Origin of the sequence: Specibacter cremeus (assembly GCF_003946885.1) — a bacterium.
Classification (GTDB): Bacteria; Actinomycetota; Actinomycetes; order Actinomycetales; family Micrococcaceae; genus Specibacter; species Specibacter cremeus.
This window is the reverse complement of record NZ_RWKQ01000008.1, coordinates 86,884-106,059: the sequence shown is the minus strand read 5'-3', so window position 1 is coordinate 106,059 and position 19,176 is coordinate 86,884. Positions and strand designations below refer to the sequence as shown.

General features: G+C 70.9%; 18 protein-coding genes. 1 reads left to right on the top strand and 17 read right to left on the bottom strand.

The window, feature by feature from the left end; genetic code table 11:
* Nucleotides 1-77: 77 nt before the first annotated feature.
* The 13 genes from EJC77_RS04770 to pyrR form a co-directional block, all read right to left on the bottom strand.
* Complete coding sequence (locus EJC77_RS04770) at nt 78-2,192, bottom strand: primosomal protein N' (protein WP_125610430.1); 2,115 nt, start codon at nt 2,190-2,192, stop codon at nt 78-80.
* Nucleotides 2,193-2,279: 87 nt separating this feature from the next.
* Nucleotides 2,280-3,482: a methionine adenosyltransferase gene (gene metK / locus EJC77_RS04765; RefSeq protein ID WP_125610429.1), complete on the bottom strand. Its 1,203-nt coding sequence runs from the start codon at nt 3,480-3,482 to the stop codon at nt 2,280-2,282.
* A gap of 54 nt (nt 3,483-3,536) precedes the next feature.
* Nucleotides 3,537-4,811: a bifunctional phosphopantothenoylcysteine decarboxylase/phosphopantothenate--cysteine ligase CoaBC gene (coaBC, locus tag EJC77_RS04760; protein ID WP_125610428.1), complete on the bottom strand. Its 1,275-nt coding sequence runs from the start codon at nt 4,809-4,811 to the stop codon at nt 3,537-3,539.
* A gap of 33 nt (nt 4,812-4,844) precedes the next feature.
* Complete coding sequence (rpoZ, locus tag EJC77_RS04755) at nt 4,845-5,108, bottom strand: DNA-directed RNA polymerase subunit omega (RefSeq protein ID WP_125610427.1); 264 nt, start codon at nt 5,106-5,108, stop codon at nt 4,845-4,847.
* Between the two features lie 35 nt (nt 5,109-5,143).
* Complete coding sequence (gmk, locus tag EJC77_RS04750; protein WP_125610426.1) at nt 5,144-5,761, bottom strand: guanylate kinase; 618 nt, start codon at nt 5,759-5,761, stop codon at nt 5,144-5,146.
* Nucleotides 5,758-6,090, bottom strand: a complete 333-nt coding sequence (gene mihF / locus EJC77_RS04745) for an integration host factor, actinobacterial type (RefSeq protein ID WP_125610425.1) — start codon at nt 6,088-6,090, stop codon at nt 5,758-5,760. The genes gmk and mihF overlap by 4 nt, the downstream gene beginning before the upstream one ends.
* 101 nt (nt 6,091-6,191) lie before the next feature.
* Nucleotides 6,192-6,989 carry an orotidine-5'-phosphate decarboxylase gene (pyrF, locus tag EJC77_RS04740; protein ID WP_240629775.1) on the bottom strand — a complete coding sequence of 266 codons (798 nt, stop codon included), beginning with the start codon at nt 6,987-6,989 and terminating at the stop codon, nt 6,192-6,194.
* A gap of 112 nt (nt 6,990-7,101) precedes the next feature.
* Nucleotides 7,102-10,431: a carbamoyl-phosphate synthase large subunit gene (gene carB / locus EJC77_RS04735; RefSeq protein WP_125610423.1), complete on the bottom strand. Its 3,330-nt coding sequence runs from the start codon at nt 10,429-10,431 to the stop codon at nt 7,102-7,104.
* A complete protein-coding gene (gene carA, locus EJC77_RS04730) occupies nt 10,431-11,627 on the bottom strand; it encodes a glutamine-hydrolyzing carbamoyl-phosphate synthase small subunit (protein WP_125610422.1) in 1,197 nt (398 codons plus the stop codon). The genes carB and carA overlap by 1 nt, the downstream gene beginning before the upstream one ends.
* Complete coding sequence (locus EJC77_RS04725; RefSeq protein ID WP_125610421.1) at nt 11,624-12,160, bottom strand: PH-like domain-containing protein; 537 nt, start codon at nt 12,158-12,160, stop codon at nt 11,624-11,626. Before EJC77_RS04725 ends, carA begins: the two co-directional genes overlap by 4 nt.
* Nucleotides 12,160-13,476, bottom strand: a complete 1,317-nt coding sequence (locus tag EJC77_RS04720) for a dihydroorotase (protein ID WP_125610420.1) — start codon at nt 13,474-13,476, stop codon at nt 12,160-12,162. The genes EJC77_RS04725 and EJC77_RS04720 overlap by 1 nt, the downstream gene beginning before the upstream one ends.
* Nucleotides 13,473-14,474 (bottom strand): aspartate carbamoyltransferase catalytic subunit, encoded by a 1,002-nt coding sequence (locus tag EJC77_RS04715; RefSeq protein ID WP_125610419.1) that lies wholly within the window; start codon nt 14,472-14,474, stop codon nt 13,473-13,475. Before EJC77_RS04715 ends, EJC77_RS04720 begins: the two co-directional genes overlap by 4 nt.
* Nucleotides 14,471-15,043, bottom strand: a complete 573-nt coding sequence (gene pyrR, locus EJC77_RS04710) for a bifunctional pyr operon transcriptional regulator/uracil phosphoribosyltransferase PyrR (RefSeq protein ID WP_125610418.1) — start codon at nt 15,041-15,043, stop codon at nt 14,471-14,473. The genes EJC77_RS04715 and pyrR overlap by 4 nt, the downstream gene beginning before the upstream one ends.
* A 131-nt stretch (nt 15,044-15,174) precedes the next feature.
* On the opposite strand from pyrR, the gene EJC77_RS04705 reads away from it, so the two are divergent.
* Entirely contained in the window at nt 15,175-16,401 is a 1,227-nt protein-coding gene (locus EJC77_RS04705) for a PrsW family intramembrane metalloprotease (protein ID WP_125610417.1), read from the top strand.
* Between the two features lie 88 nt (nt 16,402-16,489).
* On the opposite strand, the gene nusB is transcribed toward EJC77_RS04705, so the two are convergent.
* From nusB to aroB, 4 genes are all read right to left on the bottom strand, one after another.
* A complete protein-coding gene (nusB, locus tag EJC77_RS04700) occupies nt 16,490-16,927 on the bottom strand; it encodes a transcription antitermination factor NusB (protein ID WP_125610416.1) in 438 nt (145 codons plus the stop codon).
* Nucleotides 16,927-17,490: an elongation factor P gene (gene efp, locus EJC77_RS04695; RefSeq protein WP_125610415.1), complete on the bottom strand. Its 564-nt coding sequence runs from the start codon at nt 17,488-17,490 to the stop codon at nt 16,927-16,929. The genes nusB and efp overlap by 1 nt, the downstream gene beginning before the upstream one ends.
* A gap of 80 nt (nt 17,491-17,570) precedes the next feature.
* On the bottom strand, nt 17,571-18,074 hold the full coding sequence (locus EJC77_RS04690; protein ID WP_125610414.1) for a tetratricopeptide repeat protein: 504 nt from the start codon (nt 18,072-18,074) through the stop codon (nt 17,571-17,573).
* Complete coding sequence (gene aroB / locus EJC77_RS04685; RefSeq protein WP_125610413.1) at nt 18,071-19,162, bottom strand: 3-dehydroquinate synthase; 1,092 nt, start codon at nt 19,160-19,162, stop codon at nt 18,071-18,073. The genes EJC77_RS04690 and aroB overlap by 4 nt, the downstream gene beginning before the upstream one ends.
* Between the last annotated feature and the right edge of the window lie 14 nt (nt 19,163-19,176).

Below are 19,176 nucleotides of genomic sequence, written 5' to 3'. Positions count from 1 at the left end.
GGTACCGGCCCGGCTTGGAACGGGCGAATTCCGTCACAACACGACGCCGCACCTCAAACCACTACTGGCACACGCACCTAGACGACGTCCACGCCGTCGCAGCGCACCTGGACGGGCGCACCGACGCGCTTGGCCGCGCTGGCCGCCCGCTGCGCCCGCAACCGCGCCGTGACGCCGGCGGCCAACGCGTACGGGAAGAACAACAGCGTCCGGTAGGGGGGTGCGTCGACCACCGCGCCGGCGGGCGGTCCGGCCGCCGGTCCGAGGGCGGTCGGCCCCACCACGCGCACGGCATCGGGCAGCGCCAGGGCCGCCGTGAACGCGGCCACGTCGGCCTCGGCGCCCGTCAGCGACGCGATGCGCACCGCGGGTGGCAGGCCCAGCTCCCGGCGCAGGCCAAGCTCACGTTCGGCGTAGCCGGGCGGATCCCAGCGCACCAGCGCCTGCACCTCGGGCGACTCGTCGGCTGTGACCACGACGATGCCGCCGTCGCCGGCGGGGCGCACCAGGGCCGCGGCGTTGCACCACCGCCGCAGCGTCTCCTCCCCCGCGCGCAGCGACTCGCGCCGCAGCAGCGTGTCGCCGTCCAGCAGCAGGGCGGCCGCATAACCGGACGGCGCGACGGGTTCGGCCCCCACGGTGGCCACGACGATGGCCGGCCGGTCCGGGACGTCCGGCTTCACGTGGTCGCCGGCCGAGGAGATCACGGTGGTGGCCGGGAACGCCCGGCCCAGCTCCTCGGCGGTGCGGGCCGCCCCGACGGCGACGGCCCGCAGCCCGTGGAACCCGCAGGTGGGGCAGCCGAACGCGGTCTCCACGGTGCCGCACCAGCGGCAGCCGACCAGCGTGCCGGCGGCGCCGGCGGCCCGGGACTCCATCAGCGGGCCCGCGCATTTCCGGCACCGTGCGATCTCGCGGCAGCGCTGGCACGCCAGCGCCGGCGCGTAGCCGGCGCGCGCCACCTGGACCAGCACCGGCCCGCGGGCCAGCGCGTCCTTCGCCGTCAGCCAGGCCCGGCGCGGCAGCCGGGCCAGCGAGGCGGTCGGGTCGAGGTCCGTTTCGAAGCTGTCCGCCGTGCTGACCACCCGGGCCGTGACGGTGCGGGCCAGGGCGCGCCCGGCCACGATCGGCTGCGCCCAGCCGGAGCCGAGCAGCCGCTGGTCCTCGGTGCTGCGGCTGTGCCCGGCCAGCAGCACGGCCGCGCCCTCCAGTTCGGCACGCAGCAGCAGCACGTCGCGCGTGTGCTGGTAGGGGGCGCGCCGTTCGATGTGCTGTTCGTCGGCGCCGTCCCAGCAGCACACCAGGCCCAGGTCCGCCACCGGTGCGTAGGCCGCCGACCGGGTGCCGATGACCACGCGCGCCTCACCCGACAACACGCGCAGGAAACTCTCATAGCGCAGCGAGGGGCCGTCGTCGGCCGTCAGGCGCACGAACGCACCCGGCGGCAGCACCTCCTCCATGGCCCGGTGCAGCCGGACCAGGTCACGGACGTCGGGCACGACCACAACCGCACCACGGCCCGATAGGTGGCAGTGCGCGACGGCCTGGGCGAGCTGGCGGGTCCAGCCGTCCGGACCATACCCCTGCAGGGCGCCGAGCACGGCCCGGGGCGCCCCGCCGGCGGCCAGGTGGGTGAGGAACGCGTCACCGTTGTCGTACCCGGCGAACAGCGACGGCCCCGGATGCGCGTCCCCGGGCTCGTGCGGGTGCTCGTGCCGGGCAACATGCTCGAGCAGGTATTCCTTGTCCAGCTTGGCGACCCGGGGCGGGACGGCCACGCGCAGCACGTCGGCGACCGTGCCGCCGTACCGGGCGGCGACCTGCCGGGCCAGTTCGAGCACCCGCGGCGCCAGCACGGGCACCGCGGACATGACGCGCGTCAACGGGACGAGGCGCTCGGACTCGGAGGCGGCCGAGCGGGAGATCACGAAGCCGTTGAGCGACTGCCCGGAAAACGACACGTGGACGCGCACGCCGGGGCGCGTGACGTCGTCGAGTTCGCGCGGCACCGAGTAGTCGAAGACCCGGTCCAGGTGCGGCAGCGGCGAGTCGATGACGACCTGCGCCACGGGCAACTCGGCAGCCAGCTCGACGCCGCTGTGCGGGTCGGCCACGCGTTCACGGGACGGGAACCCGCCGAGCAGGGTCAGCTGGACGCCGTGCGGATCCGATCCGCGTTCATCGCCGTTCATCGCATGCCTCCCGTCCGGTTCAAGCTAAGCACAGGGGTATGACACGGCGGGCGGCGGCAGGGCGGCCTGTGGACAACCGGCGCCCTTTCAGGCGTTGAAGTAGGCCTTCAGCGCGTCCACCCGGTCCAGGTTCTCCCAGGTGAAGTCCGCGTTGTCACGGCCGAAGTGGCCGTGCGCGGCCGTCGCCTGGTAGATCGGGCGGCGCAGGTCCAGGTCCTCGATGATGCCAAGCGGGCGCAGGTCGAAGATCTCGGTGATGGCCGCGGCGATCCGGGCCGGGTCGACGGTCTCGGTGCCGAACGTCTCCACGTACAGGCCCACCGGATTGGCCACGCCGATCGCGTACGCGACCTGGATCTCGGCGCGCCGGGCAAGCCCCGCGGCCACGACGTTCTTCGCGACCCACCGCATCGCATACGCGGCCGAGCGGTCCACCTTTGACGGGTCCTTGCCGGAGAACGCACCGCCGCCGTGCCGGGCGAAGCCGCCGTACGTGTCGACGATGATCTTGCGGCCGGTCAGCCCGGCATCGCCGACGGGGCCGCCGATGATGAAGGGACCGGACGGGTTAAGGATGATCCGGGTGTTGGCCGTGTCCAGATCGGTGCCGGCCAGCACCGGCCCCACGACATGCTCCAGCAGGCCGTCCTTCAGGTCGGCGAGCGAGTACTCGCGGGCGTGCTGGGCGGAGACGACGACGGTCTGCACCGATACGGGCGTCTCGCCGTCGTAGCCGATGGTGACCTGCGTCTTGCCGTCCGGGCGCAGCAGCGGCAGGGTGCCGTCCTTGCGCACGTTCGTGAGCCGTTCGGAGAGGCGGTGGGCCAGGAAGATGGGGGTGGGCATGTACTGGTCTGTCTCGTCCGAGGCGAACCCGAACATGAGCCCCTGGTCGCCGGCGCCCTGCGCGTCGCGCGGATCGACCGAGGCGCCCTCGCGCATCTCGAGCGAGTTGAACACGCCGTCGGAGATCTCCTGGGACTGCTGGCCGATCGAGACCGACACGCCGCAGCGGGCCCCGTCGAAGCCGTTGGCGGAGGAGTCGTAGCCGATGCCGAGGATCGTGTTGCGCACGATCTGCGGGATCTCGACGTACCCGTTCGTGGTGACCTCCCCGGCCACGTGCACCAACCCGGTGGTGGTCAGGGTTTCCACGGCCACGCGGGAGTTCGGGTCCTGGGCCAGCATGGCGTCGAGGATGGCGTCGCTGATCTGGTCGCAGATCTTGTCCGGGTGGCCCTCGGTCACGGATTCGGACGTGAAAAGGCGCAGGGGATTGGTGTTGGTCACCCGTCAACAATACCCTGTCCGCGCCGGACGGCCGCGGGCACGTGACGCCCCGGGTCAGGCCGGTTTCGCGGCCAGCCGGGCGGCGACCAGGCGGACGACGGCGGCGGCCACGTCGGTCTTGGAGCCGGCCGCGGGCACGGGGTCCGCCCCGTCGCGGGCCAGGATGGTGACCTGGTTCTCGTCGCGGCCGAAAACCTGCTCGACGCCGGCCGCGTCCGGGCCGACGGCGTTGACGACGAGCAGGTCGCAGCCCTTGCGGGCCAGCTTGGCGCGGGCATAGTCCAGCACGCTGCCGTGCTCGTCCCCGGTTTCGGCGGCGAACCCGACGATCAGCTGGTTGAGCGAGCCCGCGGTGCGCCGGCCGACGACGTCGACGAGGATGTCCGGGTTGCGCACGAGCGTGATGACCGGATCGGCCGCGTCGTCGCGTTTCTTGATCTTGCCGCCGGCGACCGTGTCGGGGCGGAAGTCCGCCACGGCGGCGGCCATGATGACGACGTCGGCACCGGCGGCGGCGGCCAGCGTGGCCTCGCGCATCTCGACCGCCGTGCCGACCTGGACGACGCCGACCCCGTCCGGGACGGGCACGTCGAGGTGGGCGGCGATGAGCGTCACGGACGCGCCGGCCATGCGGGCCGCCGCGGCGAGGGCGACGCCCTGCTTGCCGGAGGAACGATTGCCGAGGAACCGCACCGGGTCCAGCGGCTCGCGCGTGCCGCCGGCCGTGATGACGACCCGGCGACCAGACAGGAGACCGTGCAGCGGTTCGGGCGCACCGTCGTCGCCCACCTGGCCTGGGGTCAGCAGCGCCATGGCGGCCGCGAAGATGTCGGCGGGTTCGGGCAGCCGGCCGGGGCCGCTGTCGGGGCCGGTAAGCCGGCCCACGGCCGGGTCGAGGACGGCGACGCCGCGGGCGCGCAGCGTGGCAACGTTCGCCTGGGTGGCGGCATGACGCCACATCTCGGTGTGCATGGCCGGGGCGAACAGCACGGGCCCCCGGGCCATGAGCAGCGTGGTGGTGAGCAGGTCGTCGGCCTGGCCCGTGGCCGCCCGGGCCAGCAGGTCGGCCGTGGCCGGGGCGACGACGATCAGGTCGGCCTCGTGGCCGATCCGCACGTGGTTGACGGTGTCGACGGCGTCGAACACGTCATTGGTGACGGGCCGGCCGCTGAGCGCCTCCCAGGTGGGGGCGCCGACGAACCGGGTGGCGGCCGCGGTCGGGATGACGGTCACCGTGTGACCGGCCTCGGTGAACAGGCGCAGCAGCAGCGCCGCCTTGTAGGCGGCGATGCCGCCACCCACGCCCAGGACTATGTTCCGTCCGCCCATGTTCCGCCCCCGAAGACGCAGTGCCCGGGATGCCTAGGCGTTCTCGACGGCGACCGGGGTGGAGACCAGCAGGCCCTCGTCGATCTCGCGCAGCGCGATGGACAGCGGCTTCTCGTTCAGGCGCGTGTCGACCAGCGGGCCCACGTACTCGAACAGGCCCTCGTGCAGCTGGGCGTAGTAGGCGTTGATCTGGCGGGCGCGCTTGGCCCCGAAGATGACCAGGCCGTACTTCGAATCGGCATGCTCGAGCAGGGAATCGATCGACGGGCTGATGATGCCTTCGGCGTGGTTTGACAATGGGTTCTCCAAATCCTGCGGGGTGGACTGTGCAATCACGAGCCGTGATTGGGGGTCAACCCCATCAATGTGACGAGTTCGGCCGCCGCCCGGCCCACCTCGTCGTTGACGATGGTGTGGTCGAATTCCTTTTCGGCAGCAAGCTCCAGTTTAGCGGTTTCCAGCCGGCGGCGCTGTTCGTCCGCCGACTCGGTCCCCCGGCCCACGAGCCGGCGGACGAGTTCGTCCCAGCTGGGCGGGGCCAGGAACACGAAGTCGGCGTCGGGCAGCGCCTCCTTGACCTGCCGGGCACCCTGCAGGTCGATCTCCAGCAGCACCTTCTTGCCCTCGGCGACGGCTCGCTCGACCGTGCTGCGCAGCGTCCCATAGCGGTTGCGCCCGTGCACGAGGGCCCATTCGAGGAAGTCGCCGTGGGCCAGCAGCTCGTCGAACTCGGCGACCGACTTGAAGAAGTAGTGGACACCGTCGACCTCCCCGGGACGGGGTTGGCGCGTCGTGGCCGACACCGACAGCCACACGTCGGGGTAGTTGTCGCGAATGAACGTCGAGACCGTACCCTTGCCCACGGCCGTGGGCCCGGCCAGCACGGTCACGCCGTTGTGCGGGCGGGTGCGCGGCTCGTGCCGGCCGGCGGGAAGATCCGTGGCGCTCACGCGTCGGATCCCGGCCGGCCGGTCGCGACACCGGCCAGGGCGCGGCGCTGGTGCACGCCCAGGCCGCGCAGGCGGCGGGTGGGGGCAATCCCCAGCTCGCTCATGATCACAGTTGCACGCACCTTTCCAATGCCCGGCAAAGCTTCCAACAAGTCTGACACCTTCATCCGGGCCAGCGCCGGATCGAGCGCCGCGGCGTCAATCACGTCGGTGATGGACGCCTCGCCGTTCTTGAGCCGGACCTTTGCCGCACTGCGGGCGGCCCGGGCCCGAACCGCCTTGCGCAGCGCGTCCGCGCGTTCCTGCTCGGTCAGCGGTGGCAGTCCCACGGTTCAGGCCTCCTTGGCGCGCGATTGTGGTTTCTCGAACCTATCGGCACAGGAGCGCGTAAATCAATCCGGCGAGACCGGTCCGGGGTGGTTGCCGCCCCTCAGCCGGCCGCCAGGCTGGCCAGCGTGTCCAAGGTGGCCCGTCGCAGGGCCGCGATGTCCGGTCCGGCGGCGAGGATGCCGCGGCTGGACGTGGCCAGGACCTGCGGCCACGCGGCGCCGAACGTCGCCCGCAGATCGGCCCCGGTGGCGCCCTGGGCCCCGAGTCCGGGGGCCAGGATGGGCCCGTGCACGGCCGTCAGGTCGATGCCCAGGTCGTCCAGGGCCGTGCCAACGGTTGCCCCGACCACCAGGCCGACCGAGCCGAGGCCGTCGGCTCCCTCGTTCTCGGCGCCGGCCGCCAGGGCGATGCGGCGGGCCACCGAGTTGTCACCGCCCGCGTGCTGCACCGATGCGCCCTCCGGGTTGGAGGTCAGGGCCAGCACGAACACACCGCGTCCGGTGTGGGCGGCCAGGTCCAGGGCCGGGCGCAGCGACCCGAACCCGAGGTACGGGCTGAGCGTGACCGCGTCCGCGGCCAACGCCGAGCCGTCCCGCAGCCAGGCATCGGCGTAGCCGGCCATGGTGGAGCCGATGTCCCCGCGCTTGGCGTCGGCAATGGTCAGCATGCCGCCGGCCGCGGCGGCCGCGAGCAACTCCTCCAGGACGGCCAGCCCGGCCGAGCCGTGACGCTCATACAGCGCGACCTGCGGCTTGAGGGCCGCGGCCAGCGGGCCCACCGCCTCGAGGGCCGCCAGGGAGAACGTGCGCAGCCCGTCGACGGTGTCGGCCAGGCCCCACGCGGCCAGCAGGGCCGGGTGCGGGTCGATGCCGACGCACAACTGGCCGTGCCGTGCCATCGCGGCGGCGAGCCGGGCACCGAAGGGGTCTCGACGACCGGTGGTCGAGCTTGTCGAGACCCCGGTGGTCGAGCTTGTCGAGACCGGGGCACCGTCGTTCATGGGCGCCACCTCAGGCCCCGGCCGTTTCGGGCTGGGGCGCCGGCTGCGCCGCGGTCGGGTTCCATGCGGCCGCGTGCTCCTGCAGGCTGGCCACATCCCACTCGTAGTGGCGCAGCGCCTCCATGGCCTGGACGGCCACGTTGAACTCCGCCACCGTGGTGATGCACGGCTTGCCGTTGGACACCGCCGCGGCACGGATCTCGTACCCGTCGCCGCGGGCCTGCCCGCCGGTGGGGGTGTTGAAGATCATGTCGATGTCGCCGTTGTTGATCAGGTCGACGATGGTGCCCTCGCCGTCGGACGAGCTGCCCTCGCCCACCTTGCGCACGATTGTGGCGTGGATGCCGTTACGGCGCAGCACGTCGGCCGTGCCGCCGGTGGAGACGATCTCATAGCCGAGGTCCACCAGCCGTTTGACCGCCATGATGATGGAGCGCTTGTCGCGGTTGGCCACCGAGACGAAGACCCTCCCCTCCCGCGGCAGCGGCCCGTTCGCGGCCGCCTGGCTCTTCGCGAAGGCCGTGTCGAAGTGCTTGTCGATGCCCATGACCTCGCCGGTGGAGCGCATCTCGGGGCCGAGCAGCGAGTCGACGACCGTGCCGTCCGGGGTGCGGAAGCGGCTGAACGGCATGACGGCTTCCTTCACGGCCACCGGCGCGTTGGCCGGCAGCGACCCGCCGTCGCCCACCTCCGGCAGGATGTGGTGGATGCTGCGCAGGTGCGCGATGGACACGCCCGTGCCGATCAGCGCGGCGGCCTTGGCCAGCTGCACGCCGGTGGCCTTGGACACGAACGGCACGGTACGCGAGGCCCGCGGGTTGGCCTCGAGCACGTACAGCACGTCGGAGGCCAGCGCGAACTGGATGTTGATCAGCCCGCGCACGCCCACGCCCTCGGCGATGGCGCGCGTGGCGGTGCGCACACGTTCCTGCACGTCGGCGCCCAGCGTGACCGGGGGCAGCACGCAGGCGGAGTCGCCGGAGTGAATGCCGGCCTCCTCGATGTGCTCCATGATGCCGCCGAGGTACATGTCCTTGCCGTCGAACAGGGCGTCCACGTCGATCTCGATGGCGTCCTCGAGGAACCGGTCGATCAGGACCGGGTGCGCCTCGGTGATCTCGGTGGCGTTCGCGATGTACCGGGACAGGTTCGCCTCGTCGTAGACGATCTCCATGCCCCGCCCGCCCAGCACGTAGGACGGGCGGACCAGGACCGGGTAGCCGATCTCGTCGGCGATCTTCTTGGCGTCGTTGAAGGACACGGCGGTGCCGTTCTTCGGGGCGAGAAGGCCGGCCTGCTCAAGCACGCGGGCGAACATGCCGCGGTGCTCGGCCAGGTCGATGGCCGCGGGCGACGTACCCAGGATCGGCACGCCGGCGTCCGCCAGGGCCTGGGCCAGCTTCAGCGGCGTCTGCCCGCCCAGCTGCACGAACACGCCCATGACGCCGCCGGTGCGTTCCTCGGCCGCAATGACCTCCAGCACGTCCTCGAGCGTCAACGGCTCGAAGTAGAGGCGGGTGGACACGTCGTAGTCGGTGGAGACGGTCTCCGGGTTGCAGTTGACCATGACGGTCTCGTAGCCGGCCTTGCGCAGCGCCATCGACGCGTGCACGCAGGAGTAGTCGAATTCGATGCCCTGGCCGATGCGGTTGGGGCCCGAGCCCAGGATGATGACCGACGGCTTGGCGTGCAGCGCGATCTCGTCCTCCTCGTCGTAGGACGAGTAATGGTACGGGGTGTACGCGGCGAACTCGGCGGCACAGGTGTCGACGGTCTTGTAGACCGGGCGGATGCCCAGGGCGTGGCGCACGCCGCGCACCACGGCCTCGGGGTTGTGCGTCAGCGCACCGATCTGCTCGTCGGAGAAGCCGTGCCGCTTGGCCAGCTTCAACAGCTCCGGGGTCAGGGCCGTGGACTGCCGGATGGTCGCGGCCACCTCGTTCAGCAGCACGAGCTGGTCCAGGAACCAGGGGTCGATGCCGGTGGCCGCGTACAGCTCCTCCACGCTCGCGCCACCCAGCAGGGCGCGTTGGACCTGGGACAGGCGCTCGGTGGTGGGGCGCTTGGCGGCCTCAATGAGATCCGGCACGTCGAGGGCGTTGACGGAGCTGAAGTCCAGGCTGGCGCCCTTCTGCTCCAGGGACCGCAGCGCCTTCTGCAGGGCCTCGGTGAAGTTGCGGCCCAGCGCCATGGCCTCGCCGACGCTCTTCATGGTGGTGGTCAGCGTCGGGTCGGCGGCCGGGAACTTCTCGAACGCGAAGCGCGGGACCTTGACCACGACGTAGTCCAGCGTCGGCTCGAACGACGCCGGGGTCTTCTGCGTGATGTCGTTGGGGATCTCGTCCAGCGTGTAGCCCAGGGAGAGCTTGGTGGCGATCTTGGCGATGGCGAAGCCGGTGGCCTTGGAGGCCAGGGCCGAGGACCGCGAGACGCGCGGGTTCATCTCGATGACGACGACGCGGCCGGTGTCCGGCTCAATGGCGAACTGGATGTTGCAGCCGCCGGTGTCGACGCCGACCTCGCGGATGACGGCGATGGCGATGTCGCGCAGGTTCTGGTACTCGCGGTCCGTCAGGGTCAGGGCCGGGGCCACTGTGATGGAGTCCCCGGTGTGGACGCCGACGGGATCAAAGTTTTCGATGGAGCAGACCACAACGACGTTGTCGTTCTTGTCGCGCATCATTTCCAGCTCGTACTCCTTCCAGCCGAGGATGGACTCCTCCAGGAGCACCTCCGTGGTGGGGCTGTACTGCAGGCCCTGGCCGACGATCCGGCGCAGGTCCTCCGGGGTGTAGGCCAGGCCGGAGCCCAGCCCGCCCATGGTGAACGACGGGCGGACGACCATCGGGTAGCCCAGGTCCTCGGCGGCGGCGAAGGCCTCGTCCATGGTGTGGATGATGTGGCTGCGGGCGGACTCGGCGCCGCAACGCTCCACGACGCCCTTGAACTTCTCCCGGTCCTCGCCCAGCTCGATGGCGGCGATGTTCGCGCCGATCAGTTCGACGTTGTACTTGGCCAGCACCCCGTTCGCCTCCAGCGCGATGGCCGTGTTCAGGGCCGTTTGCCCGCCCAGGGTGGGCAGCACGGCGTCGGGGCGCTCCTTGGCGATGATCTTCTCAACGACCTCGGGGGTGATGGGCTCGACGTACGTGGCGTCGGCGAACTCGGGATCGGTCATGATCGTGGCCGGGTTCGAGTTGACGAGGATGACGCGCAGGCCCTCCTCCTTGAGCACGCGCAGGGCCTGGGTGCCGGAGTAGTCGAATTCGGCGGCCTGGCCGATCACGATCGGCCCGGAGCCGATGACCAGGACGGATTTCAGGTCGTCTCTTTTGGACATTAGTTCTTTTCCTCAGTCTGGGTCGCGGCGGCGGTGCTGGCCATCAGGTCAATGAAACGGTCGAAGAGGTACGCGGAATCGTGCGGTCCGGCCGCCGCCTCCGGGTGGTACTGGACGGAGAACGCCGGGATGTCGAGGCAGTTCAGGCCCTCGACGACGTCGTCGTTCAGGCTGATGTGGCTGACCTCGACACGGCCGAAGCGTTCCTCCGGGGCCGTGACCGGGCCGGACTTGGGTGCGTCGACCGCGAAGCCGTGGTTCTGGCTGGTGATCTCCACCCTGCCGGTCGCCCGGTCCATGACGGGCTGGTTGATGCCGCGGTGGCCGTAGCGCAGCTTGTACGTGCCGAAGCCCAGCGCACGGCCGAGGATCTGGTTGCCGAAGCAGATGCCGAAGAACGGCGTGCCGGCGTCGAGCACCTGGCGCAGCATGCCGACCTGGGTGTCGGCCGTGGCCGGGTCGCCGGGGCCGTTGGAGAGGAACACGCCGTCGGGGTTGACGGCCCGGACGTCCTCGATCGTGGACGTGGCGGGCAGCACGTGCACGCGCACGCCACGCTCGGCGAAGCGCCGCGGCGTCATGGCCTTGATGCCCAAGTCGATCGCGGCGATGCTGAACTTCGGCTCGCCCTCCCAGCCGTGGTCGGAAGGTTCGACGACGTAGGCCTGGCTCACGCTGACCTCCTCGGCCAGGCGTGCGCCCTCCATCCGGGCACTGGCCGTGACCTGGGCGAGCAGTTCGGCCTCGGGCGCCGCGGCGGCGGCGCCGGAGAAGATGCCGGCGCGCATCGCGCCGCGTTCACGCAGGTGCCGGGTGATGGCCCGGGTGTCCACGCCCTGGATGCCGATGATGCCCTGGTTGATGAGTTCCTCGTCGAGGCTGCGCTCGGAGCGCCAGTTGGACGGGCGGCGTGCGGGGTCCCGGACGATGTAGCCGGCCACCCAGATCCGCCGGGACTCGGCGTCGTCGTCGTTGACGCCCGTGTTGCCGATATGCGGCGCCGTCTGCACCACCAGCTGGCGGGCGTAGGACGGATCGGTGATCGTCTCCTGGTAGCCGGTCATCCCGGTCGCGAAGACGGCCTCGCCGAGGGCGGTTCCCTGGGCGCCGTAGCCGCTGCCGCGGAAGATGCGGCCGTCCTCGAGGACCAGCAGCGCTGCCGTGGAAGCCGTCGTGGCCATGGTTGCCTCACTCATTCGTTGTTGTTCTTTCCCTTGGGGTCGTCCCCGCCGGTACGCTCGGCGGGCAGCAGGTTTTCGAGGGCGGTGACCAGGGGACGCTTGTCCTCGGCCGCCCGGGTGCGGAAGCCGGTGTCGACGGGCCGGCCGCCCAGTCGCCAGCCGATGACGACCAGGCCGTCCTTCTCGACGAACTTGCCGGCCAGGCCGGCCGTCGTGGTGATCTCGGTCAGTGTGTCGCGGCCGATGAACAGGTCCGCGGCGCCGGTGCGGGCCACGAGCACACCCTCCGGGTGGACGGTGAGCTCCGCGTTCGTGCGCACGCCCAGCCCGTGCACGGCGAGGCGGTCCAGCCAGTCGCCGGCCATGGTCGTGACCACGTATTGGCCCGGCACGGTGAGCAGCGGTTCGCCGAGCGCCACCGGCACGTCCGGCAGGGGTGCGACGCCGGCCTGCCGCTTGAGCCGGCCGCGCCAGCCCCAACCGATCAGCCCGAAGATCACGACGACCAGCGCGATCGCGACGATCACCGGGGCGGTCTTGTCGCCCATCAGTCGGCCCAGCCGCGGAACGGGGTGTTCCGCGCCCCGTCCAGCACGGTCGGGTGGCCGCGGAGGAACGTGGCCACGACGCGGCCCGGCAGTTCCATGCCGGCGAACGGCGAGTTCCGGCCCTTCGTGGCCATGGCGTACGGGTCCACGTTCCACCGGTGCGCCGGGTCGACAAGCACCACGTTGGCGGGCTCGCCGGCCGCCAACGGCCGGCCCTGGTCGGCCAGCCGGCCGATTCGTGCGGGCGCGGTGGAGGTGACCCGCGCGAAGGCGTCCCAGCCCATCAGGCCGGTCTCGATCATGGTGGACTGGACCACCGAGAGCGCGGTTTCCAGGCCGGTCATGCCCATCGCGGCGGCCGCCCATTCGCAGTCCTTGGCCTCGCTGGGGTGCGGGGCGTGGTCGGTGCCGACGATGTCGATCGTGCCGTCGGCCAGCGCCTCGCGCAACGCCTGCACGTCGCTGTCGGCGCGCAGCGGCGGGTTGACCTTGTAGACCGGGTCGTAGCTGCGCACCAGCTCCTCGGTGAGCAACAGGTGGTGCGGGGTGACCTCGGCCGTGACACTGATGCCGCGCGCCTTGGCCCACCGGATGATGTCCACGCTGCCGGCCGTGGACACGTGGCAGACGTGCAGGCGGGAGCCGACATGGTGGGCGAGCAGCACGTCGCGGGCGATGATGCTCTCCTCGGCGACGGCCGGCCAGCCGGCCAGTCCGAGGTCGGCGGAGACGCGGCCCTCGTTCATCTGGGCGCCCTCGGTCAGGCGGGGTTCCTGGGCGTGTTGGGCGATGACGCCGTCGAACGCCTTCACGTATTCGAGCGCACGACGCATGAGCACCGGGTCGCTGACGCAGATGCCGTCGTCGGAGAACACGCGCACCCGGGCCCGGGAGTCGGCCATGGCGCCGAGTTCGGCCAGCTGCCCGCCGGCCAGCCCGACCGTGACGGCGCCGACGGGGCGCACATCCACCCAGCCGGACTCGCGGCCCAGCGAGTGGACCTGTTCGACGACGCCGGCCGTGTCGGCGACGGGTGAGCTGTTGGCCATGGCGTGCACGGCCGTGAAGCCGCCCAAGGCGGCGGCGCGGGTGCCGGTCTCCACGGTCTCCGCGTCCTCGCGGCCGGGTTCGCGCAGGTGGGTGTGCAGGTCGACCATGCCGGGCAGTGCGACAAGCCCGTCGGCGTCGATCACTCTCGCGCCGTCGGCGGCCAGCCCGGTGCCGACGGCGGCGATATGGCCGTCGGCGATGAGCAGGTCGGCGGCGTCGGCGCCGAGCAGGCGGGCGTTGCGGACCAGGAAGGTGGTGTCAGTCATCGGGCGTCCTTCGAAAACGGGGTGGCGGCATCATCGTGCAGGTCGCCGGAAAGCAGCAGGTAGAGCGCGGCCATGCGCACGGACACGCCGTTGCGCACCTGGGCCAGGACAGTGGAGCGGGGTGAGTCGGCGGCCGCGGAGGAGATCTCCAGGCCGCGGTTCATCGGCCCCGGGTGCATGATGATCGTGTCCGCGAGCCCGAGTGTGTCCAGCCGCGCCAGGCGGGCGTCGTCGAGGCCCCAGCGGCGGGCATACTCGCGCGTCGACGGGAAGAACGAGTTGTGCATGCGCTCGGCCTGCACGCGCAGCATCATGACCGCGTCGACGCCGGCGTCCAGCGCGGCGTCGAGGTCGTAGTTGACCGTGCAGGGCCAGTGTTCGACGCCGACCGGCAGCAGCGTGGGCGGGGCCACGAGCGTGACGGACGCGCCGAGAGTGCGCAGCAGCCACACGTTGGAGCGGGCCACGCGGGAGTGCAGCACGTCGCCGGCGATGATGACGCGCAGGCCTGCCAGGTCGGTGCCGGTGGATGCGGTGCCCGCCAGCCGGGCCAGGTGCCGGCGCATGGTGAACGCGTCGAGCAGGGCCTGGGTCGGGTGTGCGTGCGTGCCGTCGCCGGCGTTGATGACGGCGGCGTCGATCCAACCGGAGTTGGCGAGCCGGGCCGGAGCCCCGGAGGCGTGGTGGCGGATGACGACGGCGTCGGCGCTCATGGCCTCGAGTGTCTGGGCGGTGTCCTTGAGGGACTCGCCCTTGGAGACCGAGGAGCCCTTGGCGGCGAAGTTGATCACGTCGGCGGAGAGCCGCTTGGCGGCCGCCTCGAAGGAGATGCGGGTGCGGGTGGAGTCCTCGAAGAACAGGTTCACGACGGTGCGCCCGCGCAGGGCGGGCAGCTTCTTGACCTCGCGTTCGCCGACGGCGGCCATCTCCTCGGCGGTGTCGAGGATGGCCAGGGCGTTGGCGTGGCTGAGTGATTCGGTGCCCAGAAGGTGCTTCATGCCCCCGCCTCGATCACGACTTCGTCGGTGCCGTCGGTTTCGGTGAGCCGGACGCGCACTTTCTCGCGCCAGGACGTGGGCAGGTTCTTGCCGACATGGTCGGCACGAATGGGCAGTTCCCGGTGGCCGCGGTCCACGAGCACGGCGAGCCGGACGGCGCGCGGCCGGCCCAGGTCCACGAGGGCGTCGAGGGCGGCCCGTATGGTGCGCCCCGAGTACAACACGTCGTCAACCAGCACCACAACCTTGCCGTCGATGCCCGCGGCGGGCAGCTGGGTGGGCTGCGGGGCGCGGGTCGGCTGGTGGGCCAGGTCGTCCCGGAACATGGTGACGTCGAGCTGTCCGACGATGGCGTCGGCGTCCAGGGCGGGATCGGTGGCGGCGAGTTTGGCGGCCAGGCGCCGGGCCAGCGGATAACCGCGGCGCGGGATGCCGAAGAGCAGGAGGTCCTTGCCACCCTTGTTGGCTTCGAGGATCTCATAGGCGATACGAGTGAGTGCCCGGTCGATGTCGGCGGCGGCCAGGACCACCCGCGACACGGTTCCGGGACCAGCGGGGCTGTCCGTCATCGTTCGTCCCCTTTCCCCGCCTCACAGGACGGAATTAAAAGGTTCATGGTGCTCTCAAAACTACCACAGCACCGCACCCGGTCCTGTTGCTTGGAAGGCGCTGGGCGGGGAGGCTGGGTAGTGTTGGTTCCATGTCAGCGCCCGGCCCCCTGCACCAGTCTTCCGCCGCCGCGCAGCCCTGGCACCAGCACACCGACCCCCGCCCGCGCCGGGCCGGGCGTGTGATCAATATCCTGTTGCTGTGCCTGCTGGCCTTGGTGCTGCTTGGCACGCTCGCCTACTTCGCCGTCTCGCTCGGGGCCAGCGTGTTCGGCATCTGCGGGGCGTTGGCCCTGGTGCCGTTGGCCCTGTGCCTGCTCACCCTGCACTGGATCGACAGGTGGGATCCCGAACCGAACGGCGCGCTGCTGTTCGCGTTTTGCTGGGGTGCCGGCATGAGCGTGGTTACGTCGCTGGTGCTCGGCAGCTGGGTGCAGCCGCTGTTGCTGGGCAGCAGTGCCGGCTCCGACCCGCACCTGGTCAGCGCCGTCATCCAGGCCCCGCTCGTCGAGGAAACATCCAAGGGCCTGGGCGTGCTGTTGCTGTTCTTCCTGCGCCGCAAGACGTTCGACGGGCCGGTCGACGGGGTCGTCTACGCGGGCACCATCGCGGCCGGGTTCGCGTTCACGGAGAACATCCTGTACTTCGGTTCCGCCCTGTCCGGGGCCGACGACGCCTCCGGCGGGCTGCTCGGCATCTTCCTGGTGCGCGGGCTGATGTCGCCGTTCGCGCACGTGATGTTCACCTCGATGCTGGGCGCGATCGTCGGCTTCGCGGCCCGGCGCGGCAGTACCGGGATTGTCGTCGGCGCCTGGGTGGTGGGCCTGGTGCCGGCCATGTTCCTGCACGGATTGTGGAACTCGACCTCGCTCATGGGCAGCAACTTCCTCATCGCCTACGGGGCCCTGCAGGTGCCGATCTTCATCGCCTTCGTGCTCGGCGTCGTGTTCCTGCGCCGCGCGGAGACCAAACTGACGCAACTGCGCCTGGCCGACTATGTGCCGTCGGGCTGGTTCACCGAGGCCGAGGTGCCGATGCTGGTCACCGCGGCGGGCCGCCGTCGTGCCTTGCACTGGGCCAATGGTTTCGGCGCCGGCAAGACGATGCGGGAATTCATCCGGCTGGCGACACGGCTGGCGTTCACGCGCCAACGCATCGTGGCCGGCGCCGCGCACGGGGCCGCCGGAAAGGCGGCCGGCAGCCGTGCCGCCGCCCGGTTCGCCGCCGCCCAGGCCGATGAACTGGCGCTGCTGCAGGGGGCGGCGGCGGTGCGCGCCGCGCTGCTGGCCCTGCACGGCGCCGCGCAACGGGCAAGCTGACGTTGGTCGAGCTTGTCGAGACCCAGGATTAGGATTTCGACAGGCTCAATCCCCGGTGGTCTCGGCAGGCTCGACCACCGGGGAGGTGTCAGGCCAGCAGTGTCGGTTTGACCTGCTGCAGGCGGCCGAGCAGGCCGTTGACGAACTGCGGCGACTCGTCGGTGGAAAGTGTCTTGGCCATCTCGACGGCCTCGCTGACGGCGACGGCGTCGGGGACGTCGTCGTTGTAGAGCAGTTCCCAGCTGCCGATGCGCAGGATGATGCGGTCGACGGCGGGCATGCGCTCCAGCGTCCAGCCCTGCGCATAGGTGGAGAGGAACTCGTCGATCGTCTCCTGCATGGCCGTCACGCCCTCGACCAGGTCGACCGTGTAGGCGTTGATGATCTGGTCGGTCTTCTCGCGCCGGGCCGTGATGGCGGAACTGGCGGACACGGCACGCTGCTCGGCCTCAAACAGGATGTCGAGCGCGCGCCGCCGCGCCTTGCTGCGGGACGAGTTCGCCCGGGAGGGTTGCGCCGTTGCCACTAGTCGTTGACACGTCCCAGGTAGCTGCCGTCACGGGTGTCGACCTTGACGCGGGTGTTGTTCTCGACGAACAGCGGCACCTGGATGGTGTAGCCGGTCTCCAGCGTGGCCGGCTTCGTGCCGGCGGAGGAACGGTCGCCCTGCAGGCCCGGCTCGGTGTAGGTGATCTCGAGCACCACGGAGGCGGGCAGTTCGATGTACAGCGGGGAACCCTCGTGCAGCGCGATGGTCACGATCTGGTTTTCCAGCATGAAGTTCGTGGCGTCGCCCACGGTCTCGCCGGAGACGGTGATCTGGTCGTACGTGCCCGTGTCCATGAACACGAAATCGGCGCCGTCCTGGTACAGGTACTGGTAGTCGCCGCGGTCCACGGTGGCCGTCTCGATCTTCAGCCCGGCGTTGAACGTCTTGTCAACCACCTTGCCGGAGAGGATGTTGCGCATCTTCGTGCGCACGAACGCGCCGCCCTTGCCCGGCTTCACATGCTGGAACTCGATGATGTTCCAGAGCTGGCCCTCGAGCTTGAGAACCGTGCCGTTCTTGATGTCGTTGGTAGTTGCCACGTAGCGTTCCTCTTTAAATGTGTTGTCAAAAATCCATTGGCCAGTCTACCGGGTGCGGCAAGCAGGCGTGAAACGGGCGCTCAGGCCTCGGCCAGGTCGCGGGCACGGCGCAGCGACACGGTGGCCGCATAGATGTTCTGGGGATCGGACCCCGACGCGACCAGGGTCTCGAGCGCCCCGGCGAACGCCTGCGCCGCCGCGGCATACTGCGCGGCGCTGAAGTAGACCCGCCCGAGCTCATGCTGCACCAGGGGTCCAACGGGTGTGTCGGCGGCGGCGGGCAGCAGCGACTTGAGCACGGCCTCGGCCTGGTCCAGCCGCCTGTTGGCGCGCAGGATGTCCGCGTCGAGGACCTGCAGCCGCAGCGATTCCGGGTCCCCCAGCCGCGCCTGCGCGGCGGCCTCGGCCGCCTCCTTGGTCCGCCCCCGGGCGAGCAGCACGAACACGGCATCCGCCGGGTCGCCGGACGCCGCGACGGCCGCGTCGGCGGTGGCGTCGTCAACCACCTCGGGGGCCAGCGTTCGGGGGTTCACGGCGGTGCCGGGGAAACCCGCGGCGGGCCAGTCCAGCAACTCGGCCGTCATGCGGCAATCTCCTGGTAGGCGGCAAAGAGCAGCGACGTGTCCGGCACGTCGAGGATGCCGGGCCGGGCGATGTCGTCCAGCACGACGAAGCGCAACAGGTCGCCGCGGGCCTTCTTGTCCCGGCGCATGCCGTCCAGGAGGGCCGACCACCGGTCCCGGCGGTACGTCAGCGGCAGGCCGAGCGAGCCGAGGATGGTCCGGTGCCGCTCCGTGGCCGCGTCGGAGAGCCGGCCCACGCTGCGCGACAGTTCGGCGGCGAACATCATGCCCACCGACACGGCGGCCCCATGCCGCCAGGAGTAGCGTTCGGCCAGTTCGATGGCGTGCCCGAGCGTGTGCCCGTAGTTGAGGATCTCGCGCAGGCCCGATTCGCGCAGGTCGTTGGAGACGACGTCGGCCTTGACGGCGATGGCGCGCTCGATCAGTTCGCGCAGGACCGGTGACGCCGGGTCCGTGGCGCCGGCGATGTCCGCCTCGACCAGGTCGAGGATGGCCGGGTCGGCGATGAAGCCGCACTTGACGACCTCGGCCAGGCCGGAGACGAGTTCGTTGCGCGGAAGCGTGCCCAGCGAGTCGAGGTCCACCAGGACACCGGCGGGCGGGTGGAACACGCCGACCAGGTTCTTGCCCTCGGCCGTGTTGATGCCGGTCTTGCCGCCCACGGCGGCATCGACCATGCCCAACAGCGATGTCGGCAGGTGCACGACCTTGACCCCGCGCAGCCAGGTGGCCGCGACGAAGCCGGCGAGGTCGGTCACGGCGCCGCCGCCGACGGCCACGATCGCGTCTGAGCGGGTGAAGTCGTTCTGGCCCAGGACCTGCCAGCAGAAGCCGGCGACCTCCATGCGCTTGCCCTCCTCGGCGTCGGGGATCTCCGCGGTCAGCGCGGTGAACCCGGCCCCGGCCAGGTCCTCGCGGACGGCGTCGCCGGTCATGCGCAGCGCCCGCGGGTGGATGACCAGCACCCGGCGGACGCGTTCACCGAGCAGGGCCGGCAACCGGTCCAGCAGGCCGTGGCCGACGACGACGTCGTAGTTGTCCCCCGGCGTCGTGCCGGTGACCTTGATGATGGTGTTCGTCTCGCTCACGGTGTTTGTGTTCA